The organism is Streptococcus sp. SO2 (assembly GCF_030440025.1).
This window is the reverse complement of record NZ_JAQFJH010000012.1, coordinates 1-23,577: the sequence shown is the minus strand read 5'-3', so window position 1 is coordinate 23,577 and position 23,577 is coordinate 1. Positions and strand designations below refer to the sequence as shown.

The following is a 23,577-nucleotide window of genomic DNA, read 5'->3' as shown; positions in this document are numbered from 1 at the left end:
AGGTGCGGGTTTTGTCTTATCTGAAAGTTTTATTTACAGTGCTTTCCCAACCAAAATCTCTGCCTCAATGGTAATCTCTGTCAGTTGACTCCAGTCAATTTTGGTCTGGTCAACATGAAAGAGAAGGGGGGTCATGCTAAGTAAAGCTTGGCGTTGCTCGGCTGTGATGGGTTTGGTTAGGGAAGCTATTTGGATAGATTGGATGCTGAAGTATTCCTGGAAATGTTCCTTGATATCTTGGTTGGAATAGTCCTTGTTTGTCAGCTGGTCTTGTACCCTTTGACGGATTTCTTTGAGGTGATTTTCAGTCGGGATGACCTTGATCAAGATGCCATCTTTGGATAAAACGCGACGGAATTCCCCATAGTTGGCAGGTGAAAAGATGTCGAGCAGGATATCCATACTGGCGTCTTTTATAGGAAGTCGAGCCAGGTCACCGACAAACCAATTAACTGACCAGTTGAGTTCACTTTTAGCTGCGATTTGGACCGAGTCTTTTGAAATGTCAAAGGCATAGAAGGTTTTATCAGAGTGACTTTCTTGGAGTTTACGAGAGTAGAAACCTTCGCCACAACCGATACCCAAGACTGTTTTTGCGGATGGATTAGTTGTTAGTAAGTCCGAGATACCTTCTAAAATAGCCTGATAAAAACCAGCTTCAAGAATTTGCTGGCGGTTTTGGAAGTTTTCCTTGTCGTAGTTGGCAGATTGCTTGATTTGCGGAGCCAAGTTGACATAGCCGAATTTTGCCAGATCAAAAGAATGGCGGTTGCTACACTTGAGGCTAGACTCTACCAAGGCCAGATTTTCTTGGCAGATAGGGCAGGAAAAGGCAGTCGCAGAAGCAAAACGCTGAAGTTTGGGTTTGAGGTTTGTATTCATAGTTTAAGTGTATCAAAAGAGGCAAATGAAAGCAACTTTAGAAATAAGTAGATGGGAGATTCAGTAGAAATAAAACTAATTCTCCAATTTATAGAATAAAATTGCTTTTATATCTAAATTTCTATATAATAATGATAAGGAGGAAATAAGTATGTTAAAAGAAGTATTAACCGTTGCAAAAGTTGCGAAAAAATCATCACTCTTTTTGGGTGGTGTCGCATTTGGTACCCTTGGTTTGAAAATCTTGGCAAGTAAGGAAGCTAAAAAAGGTTATTCTAAAGCTTTGGCTAAGGCTTACAAGTTGAAAGACGGGCTAGATGCATCTGTTTCTGTTGTGAAACAACATGGAGACGATGTCTTGCAAGATGCCAAATATTTGTACGAGCAAGAGAAAAAAGAAGAGCAATTAGATAGCCTTATAGGAGAATAATATGTCTTTTAAAGTGCTACATAGAGGATACCAACATATCCGACTATCATCTTCTTTTTCACTCACCTTGGATATTCAAGACTATCTTCGTTCCTTGGCGAGAGATGAAAAGGGGATTGAGTCTATCCAGTTTTACATGGATCAACAGCACTTTACTCTACGCATAAAAGAAGGCTTTTCTGTATTAGATAATGCAGAAGCCTTTTTAAAAAGAATTGATAAAGGGAAAGTTTCTGAGTTGATGACTCTTCCCATTCGTAGAGAAGAGAGTGCTTATTCTATTGTTTCAGGTGCAGCGATTAAGCGTGTACTTTTTCGTAGTTTTGTGCCGTATCCTATTCGCTATATATGGACTTGTTATCAGGCTTTGGGTTATATTAGAGAAGCCTATCAAACACTAGCGCGTAAGGAACTAACGATGGAAGTCTTGGACTGTTCGGCGATTTTATTGTCCTTGTTTATGAACCAATCCAAGACAGCTAGCAATATCATGTTTATGCTTGATTTGGGGAATCATTTAGATCAGTGGTCTTTGAAAAAAACTGCAACAGATTTAGAACAAAGCCTTCTTGCAAAAGAGAGCGACGTATTCTTAGTACAGGGCGATACGGTTGTTAGTATCAAGAGTTCCGATGTTCAAATAGGAGATGTCTTGGTCCTATCTCAAGGAAATGAAATTCTGTTTGATGGACAAGTAGTTTCAGGTTTAGGTATGGTCAACGAAAGTTCCTTGACGGGAGAGAGTTTTCCAGTTGAAAAAAGAGAGTCTGATTTGGTTTGTGCAAATACAGTATTAGAAACTGGAGAGTTACGCATTCGTGTAACCGATAATCAGATGAACAGCCGGATTTTACAACTGATTGAGTTAATGAAGAAATCTGAAGAAAACAAGAAAACGAAACAACGCTATTTCATCAAGATGGCGGATAAGGTCGTCAAATATAATTTCTTGGGGGCTGGGCTAACTTACCTATTAACAGGTTCTTTTTCTAAGGCTATTTCTTTCCTATTAGTCGATTTCTCCTGCGCTTTGAAAATCTCTACTCCTGTAGCTTATTTGACAGCTATCAAGGAGGGGTTGAACCGTGAAATGGTGATTAAGGATGGGGATGTTCTGGAGAAATATCTGGAAGTTGATACTTTCTTGTTTGATAAGACGGGAACAATCACAACTAGTTATCCTATAGTTGAAAAGGTGTTACCTTTTGGGGACTATAGTGAGGAAGATATTCTCAGAATCAGTGCCTGTCTTGAGGAACACATTTATCATCCTATTGCTAATGCCATCGTCAAGCAAGCTGAGATAGAGGGAATTGAACATGAGGAAATGCATGGGAAACTCCAATATATTGCAAGCAAGGGGATCAAATCTCATATAGATGGCCAACCAGTTCTTATTGGGAATTATGTCTTGATGCAGGATGAGCAGATTCATATCAGTTCAGAACAAAATGCTTTAATTGAAGAGTACAAGAGTCACTACAATCTCTTATTCTTGGCTTATCAGAATGAATTGATTGGAATGTTCTGCATTCATACTCCTTTGAGAAAAGAAGCAAAAGCAGCCTTGGAGAAACTTAAGGCACAAGGGAAAAAATTGATTCTGGCAACAGGGGACACCTTGGTTAGGACAGAGGAATTAGTCAAAGATTTGCCCTTTGATCAGGTCTATACAGACTTGAAACCTGATGGGAAATTTGAGTTAGTAGAGGAACTGCAGAAAGCAGGTCACACGATTTTGATGGTTGGAGATGGATTGAATGACTCAGCGGCTCTAACCCTATCAGATATCGGTGTGGTGATGAATGAGAGTGCAGATATTTCTAAGCAGATGAGCGATATCTTATTGTTAGATAATCGTTTGGATTTCTTCCAAGAGTTGGATTGGCTATCATCATCTTTGCAAACACTCATCAAGAAGAATATTCAAGATACCGTTGTCGTAAATAGTAGTTTGATTGGCTTTGGCTTGTTTAATTGGCTCAGTCCTTCAAACCTCTCTATCCTACATAATCTAACAACCTTACGCATAGTCCTGCGTAGCCTGTCTATTAAGGGATAGGTGGGGACTATTCACAGCAAAAAGGAGTTACCTTTCTCGAGGGTAACTCCTTTGTTTATAGGTAAATGTTTAACAATTTAGTAAGTCAACACAAAGTATTTCTTCTTCCCGCGGCGGATAACAGTGAGTTCGTTTTCTAACTTATCTGCGTCACTCAAGACATAGTCAAGGTCTTGGATACGGTCGCCGTTGACGTAGATAGCTCCGTTTTGGACGTCTTCACGGGCTTGGCGTTTTGAATTCACCACACCAGATGACACGAGGAGTTCCACGATATTGTGGTTTTCGTCTGCTTTTACTTGGTAGTTTGGCACTCCACGAAGTCCTTGTTTGAGTTCTTTGACAGAAAGGTTTTTGATGTTTCCAGCAAAGAGTTGCTCGGTGATGTTAAGGGCTTCTTTGTAAGCTTCTTCTCCGTGAACAAGAGTCACGACTTCACGAGCGAGGACCTTTTGTGCCAAGCGTTCGTGTGGAGCCGCTTCAAACTCTTTGCGGATGTCTTCAATCTCATCGAGTGACAAGAAGGTAAAGATTTTCAAGAAGCGAACAGCGTCAGCATCCATCACGTTCATCCAGAATTGGTACATTTCGTATGGAGAAGTCTTTTCAGGGTTAAGCCAGACTGCGTTTCCTTCTGACTTACCAAATTTCTTACCAGTTGCGTCTGTGATGAGTGGAACAGTGATCACGTGACCAGTCTTGTCAGCCTTACGACGAAGCAATTCGGTACCAGCTGTCATATTTCCCCACTGGTCAGAACCACCGATTTGCAGAGTAACATTGTAGTCTTGGTTAAGGACATAGAAGTCGTACCCTTGCATGATTTGGTAGGCAAACTCAGTGTAAGAAATCCCTGTCTCGATCCGTTTCTTCACAGATTCCTTACTCATCATGTAGTTGACAGTGAAGTATTTTCCGACGTCACGGAGGAAGTCAATGAAGCTGATACTGCCAAACCAGTCGTAGTTGTTGACCATGACAGCCTTATTTTCACCATTTTCAAAGTCAAGAAAACGAGAAAGTTGCCCTTGGATAGACTTGACCCAGCCCTCTACTGTGTCTTTTGTTTGGAGACTACGCTCAGCATCTTTGAAGGACGGATCTCCGATGAGACCTGTAGCACCGCCAACGAGCGCATATGGTTTATGACCTGCTAACTGCAAGCGACGACTGGTCAAGATTGCGACAAGGTGGCCGAGGTGAAGGCTATCAGCAGTTGGATCGTAGCCAGTATAATAAGAAACTTGACCTTCTTCTAGGGCTTTACGCAAAGCTTCTTCATCAGTCGTTTGAAAAATCAAACCACGCTCTTTTAGCTCATCAAAAATGTGCATGTGTCTTTTCTCCTTTATAAAATATTGTTTCTACCTATTGTATCACAAACTCGGACAATAGCCTAGTGGAATAGGGAAGAAAGTGGCTATTTTATTGAAAGTTTCCCTTTTATGGTATAATAGAGAAAGCGAGGACATTCATGAAAGAAAGAATTAATGAATTAAAAACAAAAATGCTGCATTTTTTCCAGCAGCTAATGCAACGAATTGTAAAATGGAAGAAAAGACTAGCAGAAAAACTGGCTAATAAGAAAACCGGTAAAAAGGGGACCTCTTCTGACAAAGTTGGAAGGGCAGGATCTAATTTTGCTAAGGTTTTGAGTGGGTTTAAAATAGTCTTTAACACTCTCTTTATCTTAGGTTTTATCGGTGGACTGTTTGGCGCTGGTGTAGCTATGGGTTATGGAGTCGCTCTATTTGACAAGGCTCAGGTGCCTCAAGCAGAAGAGTTGGTCAAGCAAGTGAAGGATATTGCCTCTATTTCAGAAATCACTTATTCTGACGGCAGTACCATTGCCTCGATCGAGGGTGATTTGTTGCGCACTTCAGTCGCTTCAGATGCTATCTCAGATAACCTTAAGAAAGCCATTGTTGCGACAGAGGACGAGCATTTCAATGAGCACAAGGGAGTTGTGCCTAAGGCCGTTATTCGTGCGACTTTGGGAACCTTTGTCGGTCTAGGCTCGTCTAGTGGTGGTTCGACCTTGACCCAGCAGGTTATCAAGCAGCAAGTGGTGGGGGATGCTCCAACTCTAGCTCGTAAGGCCAAAGAGATTATTGATGCTCTAGCTTTAGAAAGGGCCATGGGTAAGGATGAGATTTTGACAACCTACCTTAACATAGCTCCTTTTGGTCGCAATCATAAAGGTCAAAATATTGCAGGTGCCCAGCAGGCTGCGGAAGGAATCTTTGGGGTCAATGCTTCGGATTTAACGGTCCCTCAAGCTGCCTTTATCGCAGGATTGCCACAGAGTCCAATCAGTTATTCTCCTTATGAATCTGATGGTAGTATGAAGAGTGATGAGGACATGGCTTTGGGAATCAAGCGTGCCAAGGATGTCCTCTACAACATGTACCGAACAGGGGCTCTAAGTCAGGAAGACTACGATAAGTACAAAGATTATGACTTTAAGAAAGATTTCCTACCATCAGGTAGTGTTAGCGGTACTTCGCGTGACTATCTCTACTATGCAACCTTGGCAGAAGCTACTGACCGCATGTACGACTACCTCGTCCAACGAGATAATGTTTCTGCGCAAGAATTAAAGAATGAGTCCATTCAGAAATCCTATCGCGATCTAGCCACTAAGGAAATTGAAAATGGTGGATATAAGATTACGACAACTATCAATAAAAATGTTCATGCTGCGATGCAAAATGCGGTTGCGACCTACGGCTATCTGCTAGATGATTCGACAGGTCAGCCTGAGGTGGGGAATGTCCTCATGGACAACCAAACAGGAGCTATTCTTGGATTTGTTGGTGGTCGTAATTATCAAGAAAATCAGAACAATCACGCTATCGATACCAAGCGTTCTCCAGCTTCAACCACAAAACCTATATTGGCCTATGGTATCGCTATTGACCAAGGTTTGATGGGGAGTGCAAGTATCTTATCAAACTATCCTACCAACTTCTCAAACGGGAATCCCATCATGTATGTCAATAGTCCTGGTACAGGTATGATGACCTTGGGAGAAGCCCTGAACTATTCATGGAACATTCCAGCCTACTGGACTTATCGTACGCTTCGAGAGAAGGGTGTCGATGTCAAGGGCTATATGGAAAAAATGGGTTATGAAATCCCAGAATATGGCATTGAAAGTTTACCGATGGGTGGAGGAATTGAGGTTACAGTTGCTCAGCATACCAACGGGTATCAAACTCTGGCCAACAATGGAGTTTACCATAAGAAACATATGATCGCGAAGATCGAGTCAACGGATGGCAGATTGGTATACGAGCACAAGGATGAGCCTGTCCAAGTTTATTCAAAAGCGACAGCAACCATCATGCAAAGTCTCCTTCGGGATGTCATTTCATCTCGGATTACTTCAAGTTTCCAGACGGACTTGACGACTATCAATCCATCCCTAGCTCGTGCTGACTGGATTGGAAAAACTGGTACGACCAATGAAGATGAAAATATGTGGCTCATGCTTTCTACACCTCGCTTGACTTTGGGTGGCTGGTTAGGTCACGACGACAACCGACCACTAGCCAAAGGAGCAGGCCACTACCGCAATGCCAACTATATGGCCCACTTGGTCAATGCTATCCAACAAGCTGAACCTGGAATATGGGGGAATGAGCGCTTTAACCTGGATCCAAGTGTGACCAAGTCACAAGTTCTCCGATCTACAGGACAAAAACCAGGCAAGGTTTCTATCAATGGGAAAGAAATAGAAGTTTCTGGATCAACAGTAACGAGCTACTGGGCGACTAAAGAAGGTGCCCCAGTGACCACCTATCGCTTTGCTATTGGAGGAAGCGATGCAGATTATCTGAACGCATGGAAGAATATTCTAGGAAGCATTCCAGCAGTGACTCCTCCAAGCTCAAGTTCAAGCAGTAGCTCTGGAAGTTCAAGTTCGAGTGGCAATACTCAAAGTGGTTCTTCAGGACGTTCACGTTTATTTAATCGTTAAGAAAGAGTAGTGGCAAGGTTAGTAATTTCTCCTTGTTGCTACTTTTTTCTTTGTTGGTTTCGTGTTACAATAATAATATGAATCATTATCAGAAAAAGATTGTTAAGGGGACAGTATACTCGCTACTCTCAGGCCTAATCTGGGGGATTTGTGGGATTTTAGGAGAGTATTTTTTCACTCATTATCCAGTGTCTTCTGGATGGATTACTTCTATGCGTTTATTAGTGGCAGGGAGTTTGGTTTTAGGTTTATCTGCTTTTCAGTTGCGTAGCCGCTTGTTGGACATCTGGCGTGATAAGAAAAATTATCTACCTTTTTTAGCCTATGCTATTCTAGGTATTTTTTCTGTGCAATTTTTCTTTTATCTCTGCGTTGAGTATTCCAATGCGACGACGGCGACCATTTTGCAATTTATCAGCCCTGTTTTTATCCTGTTTTACAATCGAATCATTTACCAGAAGAAGGCTTCAATTACAGCTGTGTTCTATGTTTTGATTGCCATGCTAGGTGTTTTTTTGATGGCTACAAAAGGGGATTTGTCCCAGTTATCCATGACACCTTTGGCTCTAGTAACAGGTTTGCTCAGTGCAGTAGGGGTCATGTTTAATGTTATCCTTCCTCAGCGTTTTGCACGGTGCTACGGATTTGTTCCGACTGTTGGTTGGGGGATGATTCTGGCAGGGCTCTTTAGTAATTTCCTTTACCCTATTTATCAGATAAGTTTTCAAGTGGATCTGGTAAGTGTGCTGATTTGTCTGACGATTGCCGTGTTTGGTACTGCTTTTGCCTTCTTTCTATCTATGAAGGCCGTGTCACTCGTTTCTCCGCTGGTTGTATCGGTGGTGAGTGCTAGCGAACCGCTCTCTTCAGCTTTATTAAGTGTTCTTTTTTTGGGATTGGTCATGGATGGTTTTTTGGCCTTAGCTATGGTGTTGATTATCGTTCCGATGATTTTTTTATCTATAGAAGAAGCAAAACAAGCCAGGTAAAGATGATTATTTGATAGTTGAGGCTTCAAATTTGAGGCCTTTTTTGGTAGAATAGGTATCATTATAACGAACCAGGAGGCACCTATGACTGCTACAAAAATGAATGCTCAAGAAATTATCCAATTTATCGCCAATGCTGAAAAGAAAACCAGTGTCAAAGTAACCTTTGAGGGGCAACTCGCAACTGCTGTGCCTAGCTCTGTTGTCAAACTAGGAAATGTCCTATTCGGAGACTGGAAGGACGTGACTCCGCTTCTTGAAGGTTTGGTAGAAAATCAAGATTACGTTGTCGAGCAAGATGCTCGTAATTCTGCAGTTCCTTTGCTAGATAAGCGTGCTATCAACGCTCGTATCGAGCCAGGTGCTATTATCCGTGACCAGGTGGAAATTGGTGACAATGCTGTTATCATGATGGGGGCTGTTATCAATATCGGAGCAGAAATCGGTGCAGGAACCATGATTGACATGGGTGCCATCCTTGGTGGCCGTGCTATCGTTGGGAAAAACAGTCACGTTGGTGCAGGTGCAGTTTTGGCAGGTGTGATTGAGCCAGCTAGTGCTGAACCAGTCCGTGTTGGAGACAATGTTCTTATCGGTGCCAATGCAGTGGTTATCGAGGGAGTCAAAATCGGTAGTGGTTCAGTTGTTGCAGCAGGAGCTATTGTTACCCAAGATGTTCCAGAAAATGTGGTTGTAGCAGGTGTTCCAGCTCGCATCATCAAAGAAATTGATGCCCAAACCCAACAAAAAACAGCGCTAGAAGATGCGCTTCGTACCTTGTAAAAATAAAAAGAGGCGGATACTTCTTCCAGCCTCTTTCTTCTATATAGGAGGACAGATAGATGTTAGATTTGATTCAGACTAGACGAGATTTACACCAGATTCCAGAGATTGGCTTGGAGGAGTTCAAGACTCAGGCTTATTTGCTGGATGTGATTGAGAAATTGACTGCGAACAAGGACTTTGTTCAAGTTCGTACCTGGCGGACAGGAATTTTGGTCTACCTGCAGGGAAGTCAGCCGGAGCGAACCATTGGTTGGCGAACAGACATTGATGGTCTGCCTATTGTCGAACAAACAGGTCTACCTTTTGCCTCTCAAAACCAAGGTCGTATGCATGCTTGCGGACATGATTTTCACATGACCATTGCCTTGGGCTGTCTCGAGCGTGCTCTTGAGGAGCAACCCAAGAATAATTTGCTCTTTCTATTTCAGCCTGCTGAAGAAAATGAAGCTGGTGGTATGCTCATGTATGAGGATGGTGCTTTTGGAGATTGGTTGCCAGATCAGTTTTATGGTCTCCATGTTCGTCCGGATTTGAAAGTCGGCCAGATTGCGACCAATACACATACTCTCTTTGCAGGGACCTGTGAGGTGAAGATTCGTTTCAAAGGAAAAGGAGGACACGCAGCTTTTCCACATGAAGCCAATGACGCCTTGGTGGCTGCTAGTTACTTTGTAACCCAGGTGCAGTCAGTTGTCAGCCGCAATGTCAATCCAATCGAGGGGGCGGTGGTGACCTTTGGCCTTTTCCAAGCTGGAACAACCAATAATGTCATTACAGACACAGCATTTTTACATGGAACTATTCGCGCCTTGACTCAGGACATGAGCCTCTTGGTACAAAAAAGAGTCAAGACAGTCTCAGAAGGTGTTGCAGCAGCCTTTGATATGGAAGTCGAAGTAGAACTCAAGCAAGGAGGCTACCTACCTGTTGAGAACAATCCAGCCTTGGCGCGTGAACTGATGGACTTTTTTGAAGAGAAAGAGGGAATTGAGTTGATTGATATCGAGCCTGCTATGACGGGTGAGGACTTTGGTTATCTCCTTTCGAAGGTAGATGGCGTTATGTTCTGGCTAGGTATCGATAGTCCCTACGCCCTTCATCACCCTCAGATGAGCCCTAAGGAAGAAGCCTTAGCCATTGGGGTAGATGCGGTCTCTAGTTTCTTGAAAAAGAAGGCAGCAGAGTAGAGGAATTGTCTATGAAAGCAGAACTACGCAAGAAAATTTTGCAAGAAATGAAGTCTCTATCTCAGGAGCAAAAACAGGCTATGGACCAAGTTTTAACTGAGCGTTTCTTACAACACCCTTTTTACCAAGAAGCCAAGACCATCGCAACCTATCTCTCCTTCCCTCATGAATTTCAAACGCAAGAATTGATCGAGCGGGCGCTGAAGGACGATAAAAAGGTTCTGATACCCAAAACCTATCCCAAGGGGCGCATGGAGTTTGTGGTCTATCATCCGCAGCAGTTGGCAAAAACTTCCTTTGGTTTACTGGAACCGCAAGGAGACTTGGAAGTGGTGGAACCGTCTCAGATTGATTTAATTCATGTTCCGGGCTTGGCTTTTACAACAGAGGGCTATCGGATCGGATATGGTGGAGGATACTACGACCGCTATCTAGAACATTTTGCTGGGCAGAGCCTGAGTACAATCTATCCTTGTCAAATTCAGGAGTTTAACTTGGAAGACCATGATATTCCTGTTCAGGAGGTGTTAATCTATGAAGGAAATCTTTGATAAACGTTATCCTGTGACTAGTTTCTTCCTCCTAGTAACCGCATTGGTCTTTCTCTTGATGTTGGTTCTTACAGGTTTAAATTTTGAACGAGCAGATACCTTGCTTCAGTTTGGAGCCATGTATGGACCGATCATTCGTCTGTTCCCTGAGCAGATTTGGCGCCTTTTTTCGGCTATATTTGTGCATATCGGATGGGAGCATTTTATTGTCAATATGATTTCGCTCTACTTTCTTGGACGACAGGTGGAGGAGATTTTCGGTTCCAAGCAGTTCTTCTTTCTTTATCTCTTATCAGGAATGATGGGCAATCTCTTTGTTTTTGCTTTCACACCGAAAGTTGTAGCAGCAGGCGCTTCCACTTCTCTTTACGGGCTATTTGCTGCGATTATCGTCTTGCGTTACGCAACTCGCAACCCCTATATCCAGCAGTTGGGGCAATCCTATCTGACACTTTTCGTGATAAATATCATTGGAAGTGTTCTGATTCCAGGAATCAGCCTAGCAGGCCATATCGGTGGGGCAGTAGGAGGTGCTTTTCTAGCAGTTATTTTTCCAGTTAAATGGGAGAGAAGGATGTACAGTACTAGCCAGCGAATCGGAGCAACTGTACTTTTTATCGCACTAGCCATTTTCCTTTGCTATAAGGGAATGAACTATGTGTAGGGGGGATAGTTAAAAAGCCACTCAAAAAATGAGTAGCTTTTTTTGGAACCATTCGAAACAACACAGCTCTAAAATAGTTATTAACGTTGTCTAAAATCAGCAATTCCTCCACCGTAGTTTCCAAGGTGGTTTCCATTGTCGTCACGAACATCACCATTACTGTGATTTGCTTGATAACTGCCTGAATGTCCAAAAGCATCAGTTCCCGTATATCTTGTATAGCCATCATTTCCTCCGCCGCTATTGCTGTTGCCAGATGAATATTGTTCGGCAGCTGGGGCTTCATAATTACTTCCGCCACCATTTGATCCAGAATCAGAAGATGAGTTAGAACTTGAACTGCTTGAACTACTTGATCCACCAGAAGATTCTTGTGATTTAGCTTCTGATTGTTTCTTCTCTTCTTCTTTAGCTTTTTCAGCTGCTTTTTGTTCTTCTTCTTTCTTCAAAGCTTCGATTTGCTTATTGAATTTATCTACAATATCAGTAAGAGATTTTGTAGTTTCTTCAAGATTATCTTGTTTGAATGTTTCATCAACTTTCTTGATAAAATCAATTTGTTTATTGATTTCTTTTACATTATTTTCTAAGGTTGTTTTATCTTTAAATTTGTCATCTGAATCTTTGATGTCATAAGCCAAACCTTTTTGCAAATGAAAATCTACAATAGCTTTAGATGATTCTTTGACTTTGTTATTAAGATAGTCTTTACCTGTATCGGTTTTAAGTGAAGTTTCAGATAATTCTTTCAACTTAGAAATAGATTCATCTGAAGATGCATCAAATGATTCAAATAGTTTATCAACTTGTTCTTTGTCTGATTTGCTATCTTTTTCTAATTGTACAATTTTTGCTTGTTGCTCTGCTTGATGCTGGTAATATGAATACCATCCAAACCCTAATACCAATACAACACCAACTGCAACTGATGAAATGATTACTTTTTTATTGTCTTTGATAAATTCTACAGATTTGTTCTCCATAATCTTTTACTTTGATAGTGTCCGCAATTACTTTAAAATTAAAATTACACCTATCTTTCTCCCTTATTATATTCTTATTAATAGCTTCCACAAAATTAAACAACTTATATTCGACTCGGTTGATTTAATTTAACCATGACTACTCCAACAGTTAAGTCAAATTTAAAATTATTTATTATTTTGGAACCATTCGAAACAACATAGCTCTAAAACAGAATGATGTCATAGTACAAATGACCAGCAGTTTTAGAACCATTCGAAACAACACAGCCAAAAGATTTTTCTTTTGAGTTAAAATATGGTTATCCATAATCAGTAATGCGCACGATTCGGTGTTTTTTATTTTATTATACTAACTCATTGTACTCCTATTTTTATAAAAAAACAAATAATATCGTAGCGCTCTCATAAAATTTAAAATCAATTCGGTGGAGCCTGTTAGTGGATTAACCGAGAAATATGATTTCCTTTTGAGAGTATATATGTTCGGGATGATAGCAATACAAAATAAAAAGAACTGGGGATAATTAACTATCCTAGTTCTTTTTTATATGGAATTTTCTTCTATTCCCCCTCAGCTAACTCTTTCCCAAGTTGGATGAGGTAGTCTTTCAAGTCGTCTTTGACTTGTGGGTGTTTGAGAGCGTAGTCGATGGATGTTTTCATAAAGCCAAACTTATCTCCGACATCGTAACGAGCTCCTTTGAACTCACGAGCAAATACACGTTGTGTTTTATTGAGGGTATCGATTGCATCTGTCAGCTGAATTTCATTTCCTGCACCTGGAGCTTGATTTTCGAGGATTTGGAAAATTTCAGGAGTGAGGAGGTAGCGTCCAATAATAGCAAGGTCGCTAGGAGCATCCTCTGGCGCAGGTTTTTCAACGAAGGTTTCAACGCTGTAAAGACCGTCTTTCCCTTCTCCTTGCGGAGCAATAACCCCATAAGCAGATACTTCGTCATGAGGGACTGGCATAACAGCGATAGTGGACGCGTGTGTACGCTCGTAGTCATCCATGAGTTGTTTGGTAAGTGGAACAGCCTTTTCGTCCGTGATATCCATCAAGTCATCACCAAGCATAACGACAAAAGGTTCATTTCCGACGAAAGCTTTGGCTTGCAAGACAGCATCTCCGAGACCACGTGGATGTGTTTGACGGATAAAATGCAGGCGCATGCCGGTTGTCTCATCAACCAGCTTCAAAAGATCTGTTTTCCCTTTTTCTTTGAGGTTGTATTCCAATTCGAAGTTTGAGTCGAAGTGGTCCTCGATAGAACGTTTTGACTTACCAGTAACAACCAAGATATCTTCGATTCCAGACTTGAGGGCTTCTTCAACGATAAACTGGATAGTTGGCTTGTCTACGATTGGCAACATTTCCTTGGCCAAGGCCTTAGTTGCTGGGAGGAAACGAGTTCCCAATCCAGCGGCAGGGATGACTGCTTTTCTGACTTTTTGTTTCATGATGTTCCTTTCTATAAGGGTCTACGACCATTCGTTTTCTGCTTTAAATTCATTGCTCATGATGTCAGTGATTGCTTCTTTGATATTGACACCTTCATAGATCACTCGGTAAATAGCCTGTGTGATTGGCATGTAGACACCCAATTCCTGAGCCAGTTCGTATGCTGCTCGCGTTGTTGAAATGCCTTCGATGACCATGCCCATATTAGCTTCGATGTCTGCGAGGGATTCTCCACGACCGAGAGCATCACCGGCCCTCCAGTTACGAGAGTGGACAGATGTCCCCGTTACAATCAAATCTCCAACTCCAGAAAGACCGCTATAAGTCAGAGGGTTAGCTCCTAGAGCGACTCCTAGACGGGTGATTTCCGCCAAGCCACGTGCGATGATGGCCGCCTTGGCATTGTCGCCAAACCCTAGACCATGTAGTGCCCCAGCACCAACTGCAATGATGTTTTTGAGAGCACCAGCGGTTTCAACCCCGATAACATCCGTATTAGTATAGAGACGGAAGTAGTGATTGCTAAAGAGATTTTGGACGTACTGGGCAGTTTCAAGATCTTTGGAGGCTGCGGTAATCAAGGTAATATCGCGTACAATCGTTTCCTCAGCGTGACTCGGTCCTGAAACAACAACGACTTCACTACGAAGGTCAGCTGGGATTTCCTCTTCAAGAATGGTTGAGAGGCGTTTGTGGCTATCTGGTTCCAATCCTTTGGAGGCATGCATGATGACAACTTTGTGATCGAGCACCTTTGCCACTTGTTGGGCAACCAGTCTCGTTACTTTTGTTGGGACCACAAATAAAATAGCATCCACATCCTTTAGTGTTTCTTCCAAGTCATGATAGGCTTTGATTTTTTCGTCGAGTAGGATATCTTTGAAGTAGCGTTTGTTTGTATGTTGGTTATTGATTTCATCAATTTGGTCAGAAATATTTCCCCAAATTCGAACCTCGTGTCCATTGTCGTTTAGGACCTGCGAAAGGGCAGTTCCCCAAGAACCAGGACCCAAGACAGCGATGGTTTGTTTCTTCATCTTTTCCTCCTTGTAAGAGTTCTTCCTTTCATTTTACCATAAAAAGCCTTTTCATGCATCACCTGTAGATGAGAGCGCACTAATTTATAATAAGGAGACTTCTTTGACAAGATGTCTCTTTTTTGCTAGAATAGCATCAATATGAACGAATGAGAAGGAGCTGACGCAGGATGTCGCTCCCTTTATCTATTTTATTAGGAGGAAATATGCTGATTAAAAAAATAAAAACCTATAAATGGCAGGCCTTGGCATCCTTAATGATGACAGGTTTGATGGTTGCGAGTTCGCTCTTGCAACCGCGCTATTTGCAAGAGGTGTTAGAGGCTTTGTTGGCTGGTCAAAATGAGGCTATTTATAGTATTGGCGCTTGGCTGATAGGAGTAGCCCTAGTCGGTCTGGTTGCAGGTGGGGTCAATGTAACACTTGCAGCCTATATTGCTCAAGGAGTGTCTTCGGACCTTCGTGAAGACGCTTTTCGCAAGATCCAGACTTTTTCTTATGCCAATATTGAGCAGTTTAATGCGGGTAATCTTGTCGTCCGAATGACCAATGATATCAACCAAATTCAGAACGTGGTGATGATGGCTTTTCAAATCCTCTTCCGTCTCCCTCTTCTTTTTATTGGTTCCTTTATCTTGGCGGTTCACACTCTTCCGTCACTTTGGTGGGTGATTGTCCTCATGGTGCTCCTAATCTTTGCACTAACAGCCATCATGATGGGGATGATGGGGCCACGATTTGCTAAGTTTCAAACCCTTCTTGAACGGATCAATGCTATCGCTAAGGAAAATCTACGTGGTGTGCGCGTGGTTAAATCCTTTGTGCAGGAAAAAGCACAATTTGACAAATTTACCGATGTTTCTGATGAACTTCTCGGCCAAAATCTTTATATCGGTTATGCCTTCTCAGTTATAGAACCCGTTATGATGCTAGTCGGCTATGGAGCGGTCTTCCTCTCTATCTGGTTAGTGGCAGACATGGCTCAGTCAGATCCATCTGTTGTGGGCTCTATTGCTTCCTTTATCAACTATCTCAGCCAGATTATCTTTACCATTATCATGGTTGGATTTTTAGGAAATTCTGTCAGTCGTGCCATGATTTCCTTGCGTCGTATCCGCGAGATTCTAAATACCGAGCCAGCGATGACCTTTAAAGATCTCCCAGACGAAGAGTTAGAAGGAAGTCTCTCTTTTGAAAATGTAACCTTCACCTATCCCAATGACGATGAGCCTATGCTGAAGAATGTAACCTTTGAAATTGCGCCTGGTCAGATGGTGGGTGTGGTTGGAGCGACTGGAGCAGGGAAGTCTACCTTGGCTCAGTTAATTCCACGACTGTTTGATCCACAAGAGGGGTCTATTAAGATTGGTGGCAAGGATATTCGAGATGTCAGCGAGGGAACCTTGCGTAAAACAGTTTCCATTGTCTTGCAACGTGCTATTCTCTTTAGCGGAACCATTGCAGATAATCTTCGTCAAGGAAAAGGAAATGCCAGCGTGTCAGAAATGGAACGTGCAGCACGAATTGCTCAAGCCAGCGAATTTATCGGGCGTATGGAAAACAAATTTGAGAGTCAGGTCGAAGAACGTGGCACCAACTTTTCTGGTGGACAAAAGCAACGGATGTCCATTGCCCGTGGGATTGTCAGCAATCCCCGTATCCTGATTTTTGACGATTCGACTTCAGCCCTAGATGCCAAGTCAGAAAGACTCGTGCAGGAAGCTTTGAATAAAGATCTGAAAGGGACAACAACTATTATCATCGCTCAAAAGATCAGTTCAGTCGTCCATGCGGACAAGATTTTGGTCTTGGATCAAGGGCGTTTGATTGGAGAAGGACGGCATGCAGACTTGGTAGCTAACAATGCCGTCTACCGCGAAATCTACGAAACACAAAAGGGAAAGGAGGAATAAAATGAAAACCGTTCGATTTTTCTGGAATTATTTTAAAGTTTACAAGTTCTCCTTTGTCATTGTGGTTCTGATGGTTGCAGTTGCGACGATTGCCCAAGCCCTCTTTCCAGTTTTTTCAGGTCAAGCAGTGACAGAGCTCGCTAACCTAGTTCTGGCTTATCAAAATGGAACTTCCGAACTAGCCTGGCAGAGTTTGTCAGCTCTGATGCTGAATCTAGCTCTAGTTGTCCTCGCCTTAGTGGTATCCAGTTTGATTTACATGACCTTGATGACCCGTGTGATTGCTGAGTCAACAAATGAGATGCGTAAGGGCCTCTTTGGCAAACTCTCTCGTTTGACGGTTTCTTTCTTTGACCGCCATCAGGATGGCGATATCCTTTCTCGCTTCACGAGTGACTTGGACAACATCCTTCAAGCCTTCAATGAAAGCCTAGTTCAGGTTATGAGCAATATTGCTCTTTACATCGGTTTGATTTTTGTCATGTTTTCAAGAAATGTGACGCTCGCCCTGATAACAGTAGCCAGTACTCCAGTAGCCTTTCTCATGTTGGTTTTCATCGTGAAAATGGCCCGCAAGTACACTAATCTCCAGCAAAAAGAGGTAGGGAAACTCAACGCCTACATGGACGAAAGTATTTCAGGGCAGAAAGCTGTTATCGTACAAGGAATTCAAGACGACATCGTAGCAGGCTTTGTGGAGCAAAATGAGCGCGTGCGCAAGGCAACCTTTAAAGGGAGAATGTTCTCAGGCATCCTCTTTCCTGTTATGAATGGGATGAGCTTGGTCAATACGGCCATCGTCATTTTTGCAGGTTCGGCTGTCTTGCTGAACGATCCAAGTATCGAAACAACGACAGCCCTAGGTTTGATTGTCATGTTTACCCAATTTTCTCAGCAGTACTACCAGCCGATTATCCAGGTGGCTGCGAGTTGGGGGAGCCTCCAGTTGGCCTTTACTGGGGCAGATCGTATCCAAGAAATGTTCGATGCAGAAGAAGAGATTCGTCCGCAAAATGCGCCTGCCTTTACGGAATTGCGAGAAGGCGTTGAAATCAGTCACATTGATTTCTCTTATGTGCCAGACAAGCCGATTTTAAAAGATGTTAGCATTTCAGCTCCTAAGGGGCAGATGATAGCAGTTGTCGGTCCGACTGGCTCAGGGAAAACGACCATCATGAACCTCATCAATCGTTTCTACGATGTGGATGCAGGCAGCATTTGCTTTGATGGCAAAGACATCCGTGACTACGACTTGGACAGCCTGCGGAGCAAGGTCGGGATTGTCTTGCAGGATTCGGTCTTGTTTAGTGGAACGATCCGAGACAATATCCGCTTTGGTGTGCCAGATGCCAGTCAGGAAATGGTCGAAGCAGCTGCCAAGGCAACTCATATTCATGACTATATCGAAAGCTTGCCTGACAAGTATGATACCCTTATTGATGATGAGCAAAATATCTTCTCGACTGGGCAGAAACAATTGATTTCCATCGCTCGGACATTGATGACAGATCCTCAAGTCCTAATCTTAGATGAAGCGACTTCCAATGTCGATACCGTAACAGAAAGCAAGATTCAACATGCTATGGAAGCAGTAGTAGCAGGTCGAACCAGTTTTGTCATTGCCCATCGTTTGAAGACCATCCTCAATGCCGATCAGATTATTGTCCTCAAAGATGGAGAGGTCATTGAACGTGGAAATCATCACGAGTTGCTCAAACTCGGCGGTTTCTACTCAGAACTGTATCACAATCAATTTGTCTTCGAATAGAAAAGTTGTTCATATTGGGCAGCTTTTTCTTATCCATAAAAAATACTTATCACGGTCTTTAAAAAAACATATTAGACAGGAAAGGGTTGGAATGATAAGATAAGACTGTCGCAAGAAAATCGAAAGGAGACATGTCATGGCTAGAACGGTTGTAGGAGTTGCTGCAAATCTATGTCCTGTAGATGCAGAAGGGAAAAACATCCACTCATCTGTATCCTGTAAATTTGCAGAGAGCATTCGTCAAGTCGGTGGTCTTCCTTTAGTAATTCCTGTAGGGGATGAGTCCATTGTTCGCGATTATGTGGAAATGATTGACAAACTCATCTTGACAGGTGGACAAAATGTCCATCCTCAGTTTTATGGAGAGAAAAAGACCATTGAGAGCGATGATTACAACCTTGTACGCGATGAGTTTGAACTAGCCCTCTTGAAAGAAGCGCTTCGTCAGAATAAACCAATTATGGCAATCTGTCGTGGGGTTCAGCTGGTCAATGTTGCTTTTGGCGGCACTCTCCACCAAGAAATTGAAGGTCACTGGCAAGGCTTGCCTTTTGGAACATCTCATTCTATTGAGACGGTAGAAGGGAGTGTGGTGGCTAAGTTGTTTGGAAGAGAAAGTCAGGTCAACTCAGTCCATCGTCAAAGTATCAAAGATCTGGCACCTAATTTCCGTGTAACTGCTATTGATCCTCGAGATCAGACCATCGAAGCGATTGAGTCTATCGATGAGCATCGCATTATCGGTTTGCAGTGGCACCCAGAGTTCCTGGTCAATGAAGAAGATGGCAATTTAGAATTATTTGAGTATTTATTAAATGAATTGTAACGGTTAGAGTCTCTAGCCGTTTTTATTCGTTCTTTCAGATTTTTTATATTTTAGCAAATTTACGCAAACGTTTGAATTCTGATAAAAATTGGGCAAATTCAATAAAAAAGCTTGAAAAAATCGAAGGTAAGCGTTATGATAGAAAAGAAGAAATTTTGGAGGATTATCATGTCACATATTAAATTTGATTATTCAAAAGTTTTAGACAAATTTGTTGCCCCACATGAAGTGGAATACATGCAAGCACAAGTAACAGCTGCAGACGAATTGATCCGTAAAGGAACTGGTGCTGGTAGCGACTTTTTGGGTTGGTTGGACCTTCCTGAAAACTACGACCGCGAAGAATTCGACCGCATCTTGAAAGCTGCTGAGCAAATCAAAACAGATAGCGATGTCTTGGTTGTAATCGGTATCGGTGGATCTTACCTTGGTGCCAAAGCAGCCATCGACTTCTTGAACCACCACTTTGCTAACTTGCAAACAAAAGAAGAACGTAAAGCGCCACAAATCCTTTACGCTGGAAACTCAATCTCATCAACTTACCTTGCTGACTTGGTGGAGTACGTAGCTGACAAAGACTTCTCAGTAAACGTGATTTCTAAATCAGGTACAACAACTGAACCAGCTATTGCTTTCCGTGTCTTCAAAGAACTTTTGGTTAAGAAATACGGACAAGAAGAAGCTAACAAACGTATCTACGCAACAACTGACCGCCAAAAAGGTGCTGTTAAGGTTGAAGCAGATGCTAATGGTTGGGAAACATTTGTAGTTCCAGATGACATCGGTGGACGCTTCTCAGTATTGACAGCAGTTGGATTGCTTCCAATCGCTGCATCAGGTGCAGATATCAAAGCCCTTATGGAAGGTGCCAACGCAGCTCGTAAAGACTACACTTCAGACAAGATTGCTGAAAACGAAGCATACCAATACGCAGCAGTTCGTAACATCCTTTACCGTAAAGGTTACGCTACTGAAATCTTGGTAAACTACGAGCCATCACTTCAATACTTCTCAGAATGGTGGAAACAATTGGCTGGTGAGTCAGAAGGGAAAGACCAAAAAGGAATCTACCCAACTTCAGCTAACTTCTCAACTGACTTGCACTCACTTGGTCAATTTATCCAAGAAGGAACTCGTATCATGTTTGAAACAGTTGTCCGTGTGGACAAACCACGTAAGAACGTGATCATTCCTACTTTGGAAGAAGACCTTGACGGACTTGGTTACCTTCAAGGAAAAGACGTTGACTTTGTAAACAAAAAAGCAACTGACGGTGTTCTTCTTGCCCACACTGACGGTGATGTGCCAAACATGTACGTAACTCTTCCAGAGCAAGACGCTTTCACTCTTGGTTACACTATCTACTTCTTCGAATTGGCAATTGCCCTTTCAGGTTACTTGAATGCCATCAACCCGTTTGACCAACCAGGTGTTGAAGCATACAAACGCAACATGTTTGCCCTTCTTGGAAAACCAGGATTTGAAGAATTGAGCAAAGAGCTTAACGCACGTCTATAATAGAAGAAAAGAGTGGCTTGTCCACTCTTTTTACTCTCTTTATTCGTAGACATTGGACTCAGGCGAGACTTGTGATATAATATAGAAAGCAAAAAGGCAGACGCCTAGAGACTTTATAGGAGAAACTATGTCAAAAGATATCCGCGTACGCTACGCACCAAGTCCAACAGGACTACTACACATCGGAAATGCCCGTACAGCATTGTTTAACTACCTTTACGCACGCCATCATGGTGGAACTTTTATCATTCGTATCGAAGATACTGACCGTAAACGCCACGTTGAGGACGGGGAACGTTCACAGCTTGAAAATCTTCGCTGGTTGGGGATTGACTGGGATGAAAGTCCAGAAACTCATGCAAACTACCGCCAGTCTGAGCGTTTGGACTTGTATCAAAAATACATCGACCAATTGCTAGCTGAAGGAAAAGCCTACAAATCTTACGTCACAGAAGAAGAGTTGGCGGCTGAGCGTGAACGCCAAGAAGCAGCTGGCGAAACACCACGTTACATCAATGAATACCTTGGTATGAGCGAAGAAGAAAAAGCAACTTACATCGCAGAACGTGAAGCAGCCGGTATCATCCCAACTGTTCGTTTGGCTGTTAACGAGTCTGGTATCTACAAATGGCATGATATGGTCAAAGGTGATATCGAGTTTGAAGGTGGCAACATCGGTGGTGACTGGGTTATCCAAAAGAAAGATGGTTACCCAACATACAATTTTGCCGTTGTGATCGATGACCACGACATGCAAATTTCCCATGTTATTCGCGGAGATGACCACATTGCCAACACACCCAAACAGCTTATGGTTTATGAGGCTCTTGGTTGGGAAGCTCCAGAGTTCGGTCACATGACTTTGATCATCAACTCTGAAACGGGTAAAAAATTGTCTAAACGCGATACCAATACCCTTCAATTTATCGAAGACTACCGTAAAAAAGGCTATTTGCCAGAAGCCGTCTTTAACTTTATCGCCCTTCTTGGCTGGAACCCTGGTGGGGAAGACGAAATCTTCTCTCGTGAAGAGCTCATCAAGCTCTTTGATGAAAACCGCCTCAGCAAATCTCCAGCGGCTTTCGACCAGAAGAAACTAGACTGGATGAGTAATGACTACATCAAGAGAGCTGACTTGGCAACTATCTTTGAAATGGCCAAACCATTCCTTGAAGAAGCAGGACGATTGACTGACAAGTCTGAAAAAATGGTGGAACTATACAAACCACAAATGAAATCAGTAGACGAGATTGTTCCACTGACAGATCTTTTCTTCTCAGATTTCCCAGAGTTGACAGACGCTGAGCGCGAGGTCATGGCAGGAGAAACCGTTCCGGTTGTTCTAGAAGCCTTCAAAGCGAAACTAGAAGCAATGACAGATGAAGAATTTGTGACAGAAAACATCTTCCCACAAATCAAAGCAGTTCAAAAAGAAACAGGTATTAAAGGGAAAAACCTCTTCATGCCGATTCGTATTGCCGTTTCAGGTGAAATGCATGGACCAGAATTACCAGACACCATTTTCTTACTCGGACGTGAAAAGTCAATCCAGCATATTGAAAACATGCTGAAAGAGATTTCTAAATAAAAAGGACTTCCGATGGATACATGGGAAAAAATGTATGAAGAAGCACGAACCTTATTCAATCCCCATGAAGTTTCTGACTTTGTTTATGCTAACCATGTTGTTGCTGCAGTAGAAGCAGAAGATGGTCAGATCTTCACAGGATTTTGTATGGAGGGCACTTGTGGCGTTTTTCATCTCTGTGCAGAACGAGCGGCTCTCTTCAATATGTATCAATTTTCAGGACAAACTAAAGTTAAGAAAATCCTCGCCTTTCGAGATAAACCTCCTTACGGCGAAGGATCAGGTATGCCCTGTGGCGCTTGCAGAGAATTTCTCTTAGAATTGAATGCTGAAAATAAAGAAGCAGAGTTCATGATGGACTACGAAACAAGAAAAACAATCAAAGTTGCCGAATTGATCCCTTACTGGTGGGGAGAGGAACGTGCGACTAATTGGCAAGATAAATAGAGGGAGTCAGTTTAACTGGCTCTTTCCCTAATCTTTTCAGAATTTCGGTAAAGAGGAAAAAAAGTCCTTGACAAAGGCGGAAAAGTAGGTATAATAGAAAGAGTTGAAAAGCTCAAGGTCCGTTGGTCAAGGGGTTAAGACACCGCCTTTTCACGGCGGTAACACGGGTTCGAATCCCGTACGGACTATGGGTGTATTGCGGTTAGAAAAAACTTGAAAAAAGTTTAAAAAATCTGTTGACAGAGACAGATGGCTGTGATATACTAATATAGTTGTCGCTCGAGAGAGAATGAGTGACAAAGACCTTTGAAAACTGAACAAGACGAACCAATGTGCAGGGCACTATAACTGAGGTTATAGTACTGAACAATGAAAAAACAATAAATCTGTCAGTGACAGAAATGAGTGAGAACTCAAACTTTTAATGAGAGTTTGATCCTGGCTCAGGACGAACGCTGGCGGCGTGCCTAATACATGCAAGTAGAACGCTGAAGGAGGA

Annotated in this window: 19 protein-coding genes, 1 tRNA gene and 1 rRNA gene; 16 read left to right on the top strand and 5 right to left on the bottom strand. The window is 42.5% G+C overall.

Features of this window, described 5'->3' with window-relative positions; translation table 11 throughout:
- Positions 1 to 33: 33 nt before the first annotated feature.
- The gene (locus PCY17_RS09130; protein WP_301393439.1) at positions 34 to 882 is read right to left on the bottom strand and encodes a putative RNA methyltransferase; all 849 of its coding nucleotides are present in this window, start codon (positions 880 to 882) and stop codon (positions 34 to 36) included.
- 151 nt (positions 883 to 1,033) lie between these two features.
- Between PCY17_RS09130 and PCY17_RS09125 the strand changes: the two genes are divergently transcribed.
- Positions 1,034 to 1,312, top strand: coding sequence for a DUF6110 family protein (locus PCY17_RS09125; protein WP_000910910.1), 279 nt, complete (start codon positions 1,034 to 1,036; stop codon positions 1,310 to 1,312).
- Position 1,313: 1 nt separating this feature from the next.
- Positions 1,314 to 3,374 carry a heavy metal translocating P-type ATPase gene (locus tag PCY17_RS09120; protein ID WP_000008775.1) on the top strand — a complete coding sequence of 687 codons (2,061 nt, stop codon included), beginning with the start codon at positions 1,314 to 1,316 and terminating at the stop codon, positions 3,372 to 3,374.
- 77 nt (positions 3,375 to 3,451) lie between these two features.
- On the opposite strand, the gene tyrS is transcribed toward PCY17_RS09120, so the two are convergent.
- A complete protein-coding gene (tyrS, locus tag PCY17_RS09115; protein ID WP_044020095.1) occupies positions 3,452 to 4,708 on the bottom strand; it encodes a tyrosine--tRNA ligase in 1,257 nt (418 codons plus the stop codon).
- 140 nt (positions 4,709 to 4,848) lie between these two features.
- Between tyrS and pbp1b the strand changes: the two genes are divergently transcribed.
- The 6 genes from pbp1b to PCY17_RS09085 all read left to right on the top strand — a co-directional run bounded on the left by pbp1b (position 4,849) and on the right by PCY17_RS09085 (position 11,533).
- Entirely contained in the window at positions 4,849 to 7,356 is a 2,508-nt protein-coding gene (pbp1b, locus tag PCY17_RS09110; protein WP_301393435.1) for a penicillin-binding protein PBP1B, read from the top strand.
- Positions 7,357 to 7,433: 77 nt separating this feature from the next.
- The gene (locus PCY17_RS09105; protein WP_301393434.1) at positions 7,434 to 8,345 is read left to right on the top strand and encodes a DMT family transporter; all 912 of its coding nucleotides are present in this window, start codon (positions 7,434 to 7,436) and stop codon (positions 8,343 to 8,345) included.
- A gap of 84 nt (positions 8,346 to 8,429) precedes the next feature.
- Positions 8,430 to 9,128, top strand: coding sequence for a 2,3,4,5-tetrahydropyridine-2,6-dicarboxylate N-acetyltransferase (gene dapD, locus PCY17_RS09100; protein ID WP_084943964.1), 699 nt, complete (start codon positions 8,430 to 8,432; stop codon positions 9,126 to 9,128).
- A 59-nt stretch (positions 9,129 to 9,187) separates the two neighbouring features.
- Positions 9,188 to 10,318, top strand: coding sequence for an N-acetyldiaminopimelate deacetylase (locus PCY17_RS09095; protein ID WP_084943963.1), 1,131 nt, complete (start codon positions 9,188 to 9,190; stop codon positions 10,316 to 10,318).
- 11 nt (positions 10,319 to 10,329) lie between these two features.
- Positions 10,330 to 10,869: a 5-formyltetrahydrofolate cyclo-ligase gene (locus PCY17_RS09090; protein ID WP_049478398.1), complete on the top strand. Its 540-nt coding sequence runs from the start codon at positions 10,330 to 10,332 to the stop codon at positions 10,867 to 10,869.
- Positions 10,853 to 11,533 (top strand): rhomboid family intramembrane serine protease, encoded by a 681-nt coding sequence (locus PCY17_RS09085; protein WP_033585443.1) that lies wholly within the window; start codon positions 10,853 to 10,855, stop codon positions 11,531 to 11,533. The genes PCY17_RS09090 and PCY17_RS09085 overlap by 17 nt, the downstream gene beginning before the upstream one ends.
- 80 nt (positions 11,534 to 11,613) lie before the next feature.
- Here PCY17_RS09085 and PCY17_RS09080 read toward each other — a convergent pair whose 3' ends face one another.
- The 3 genes from PCY17_RS09080 to PCY17_RS09070 form a co-directional block, all read right to left on the bottom strand.
- The gene (locus tag PCY17_RS09080) at positions 11,614 to 12,516 is read right to left on the bottom strand and encodes a hypothetical protein (RefSeq protein WP_049478399.1); all 903 of its coding nucleotides are present in this window, start codon (positions 12,514 to 12,516) and stop codon (positions 11,614 to 11,616) included.
- A gap of 564 nt (positions 12,517 to 13,080) precedes the next feature.
- Positions 13,081 to 13,980, bottom strand: a complete 900-nt coding sequence (galU, locus tag PCY17_RS09075; RefSeq protein WP_000811022.1) for a UTP--glucose-1-phosphate uridylyltransferase GalU — start codon at positions 13,978 to 13,980, stop codon at positions 13,081 to 13,083.
- A gap of 21 nt (positions 13,981 to 14,001) precedes the next feature.
- Positions 14,002 to 15,018: an NAD(P)H-dependent glycerol-3-phosphate dehydrogenase gene (locus PCY17_RS09070; RefSeq protein WP_049478400.1), complete on the bottom strand. Its 1,017-nt coding sequence runs from the start codon at positions 15,016 to 15,018 to the stop codon at positions 14,002 to 14,004.
- Between the two features lie 206 nt (positions 15,019 to 15,224).
- On the opposite strand from PCY17_RS09070, the gene PCY17_RS09065 reads away from it, so the two are divergent.
- From PCY17_RS09065 to PCY17_RS09030, 8 genes are all read left to right on the top strand, one after another.
- Positions 15,225 to 16,931, top strand: coding sequence for an ABC transporter ATP-binding protein (locus PCY17_RS09065; RefSeq protein WP_049478401.1), 1,707 nt, complete (start codon positions 15,225 to 15,227; stop codon positions 16,929 to 16,931).
- Between the two features lies 1 nt (position 16,932).
- On the top strand, positions 16,933 to 18,699 hold the full coding sequence (locus PCY17_RS09060; protein WP_049484837.1) for an ABC transporter ATP-binding protein: 1,767 nt from the start codon (positions 16,933 to 16,935) through the stop codon (positions 18,697 to 18,699).
- Between the two features lie 136 nt (positions 18,700 to 18,835).
- Entirely contained in the window at positions 18,836 to 19,525 is a 690-nt protein-coding gene (locus PCY17_RS09055; protein WP_000124760.1) for a gamma-glutamyl-gamma-aminobutyrate hydrolase family protein, read from the top strand.
- A 168-nt stretch (positions 19,526 to 19,693) separates the two neighbouring features.
- Entirely contained in the window at positions 19,694 to 21,043 is a 1,350-nt protein-coding gene (locus PCY17_RS09050) for a glucose-6-phosphate isomerase (protein WP_000018250.1), read from the top strand.
- A gap of 127 nt (positions 21,044 to 21,170) precedes the next feature.
- Positions 21,171 to 22,631, top strand: a complete 1,461-nt coding sequence (gene gltX / locus PCY17_RS09045; protein WP_049478984.1) for a glutamate--tRNA ligase — start codon at positions 21,171 to 21,173, stop codon at positions 22,629 to 22,631.
- Positions 22,632 to 22,643: 12 nt separating this feature from the next.
- Entirely contained in the window at positions 22,644 to 23,078 is a 435-nt protein-coding gene (locus tag PCY17_RS09040) for a cytidine deaminase (protein ID WP_000382004.1), read from the top strand.
- Between the two features lie 116 nt (positions 23,079 to 23,194).
- A tRNA-Glu gene (locus tag PCY17_RS09035) sits at positions 23,195 to 23,266 on the top strand.
- Between the two features lie 232 nt (positions 23,267 to 23,498).
- Positions 23,499 to 23,577, top strand: a 16S ribosomal RNA gene (locus tag PCY17_RS09030); the annotation flags it as partial.

Excerpts from the sequence above, each read along its gene's own strand:
- PCY17_RS09130 (WP_301393439.1), bottom strand. The coding sequence starts at position 882 with ATGAATACAAACCTCAAACCCAAACTTCAGCGTTTTGCTTCTGCGACT.
- PCY17_RS09125 (WP_000910910.1), top strand. The coding sequence starts at position 1,034 with ATGTTAAAAGAAGTATTAACCGTTGCAAAAGTTGCGAAAAAATCATCA.
- PCY17_RS09120 (WP_000008775.1), top strand. The coding sequence starts at position 1,314 with ATGTCTTTTAAAGTGCTACATAGAGGATACCAACATATCCGACTATCA.
- tyrS (WP_044020095.1), bottom strand. The coding sequence starts at position 4,708 with ATGCACATTTTTGATGAGCTAAAAGAGCGTGGTTTGATTTTTCAAACG.
- pbp1b (WP_301393435.1), top strand. The coding sequence starts at position 4,849 with ATGAAAGAAAGAATTAATGAATTAAAAACAAAAATGCTGCATTTTTTC.
- PCY17_RS09105 (WP_301393434.1), top strand. The coding sequence starts at position 7,434 with ATGAATCATTATCAGAAAAAGATTGTTAAGGGGACAGTATACTCGCTA.
- dapD (WP_084943964.1), top strand. The coding sequence starts at position 8,430 with ATGACTGCTACAAAAATGAATGCTCAAGAAATTATCCAATTTATCGCC.
- PCY17_RS09095 (WP_084943963.1), top strand. The coding sequence starts at position 9,188 with ATGTTAGATTTGATTCAGACTAGACGAGATTTACACCAGATTCCAGAG.
- PCY17_RS09090 (WP_049478398.1), top strand. The coding sequence starts at position 10,330 with ATGAAAGCAGAACTACGCAAGAAAATTTTGCAAGAAATGAAGTCTCTA.
- PCY17_RS09085 (WP_033585443.1), top strand. The coding sequence starts at position 10,853 with ATGAAGGAAATCTTTGATAAACGTTATCCTGTGACTAGTTTCTTCCTC.
- PCY17_RS09080 (WP_049478399.1), bottom strand. The coding sequence starts at position 12,516 with ATGGAGAACAAATCTGTAGAATTTATCAAAGACAATAAAAAAGTAATC.
- galU (WP_000811022.1), bottom strand. The coding sequence starts at position 13,980 with ATGAAACAAAAAGTCAGAAAAGCAGTCATCCCTGCCGCTGGATTGGGA.
- PCY17_RS09070 (WP_049478400.1), bottom strand. The coding sequence starts at position 15,018 with ATGAAGAAACAAACCATCGCTGTCTTGGGTCCTGGTTCTTGGGGAACT.
- PCY17_RS09065 (WP_049478401.1), top strand. The coding sequence starts at position 15,225 with ATGCTGATTAAAAAAATAAAAACCTATAAATGGCAGGCCTTGGCATCC.
- PCY17_RS09060 (WP_049484837.1), top strand. The coding sequence starts at position 16,933 with ATGAAAACCGTTCGATTTTTCTGGAATTATTTTAAAGTTTACAAGTTC.
- PCY17_RS09055 (WP_000124760.1), top strand. The coding sequence starts at position 18,836 with ATGGCTAGAACGGTTGTAGGAGTTGCTGCAAATCTATGTCCTGTAGAT.
- PCY17_RS09050 (WP_000018250.1), top strand. The coding sequence starts at position 19,694 with ATGTCACATATTAAATTTGATTATTCAAAAGTTTTAGACAAATTTGTT.
- gltX (WP_049478984.1), top strand. The coding sequence starts at position 21,171 with ATGTCAAAAGATATCCGCGTACGCTACGCACCAAGTCCAACAGGACTA.
- PCY17_RS09040 (WP_000382004.1), top strand. The coding sequence starts at position 22,644 with ATGGATACATGGGAAAAAATGTATGAAGAAGCACGAACCTTATTCAAT.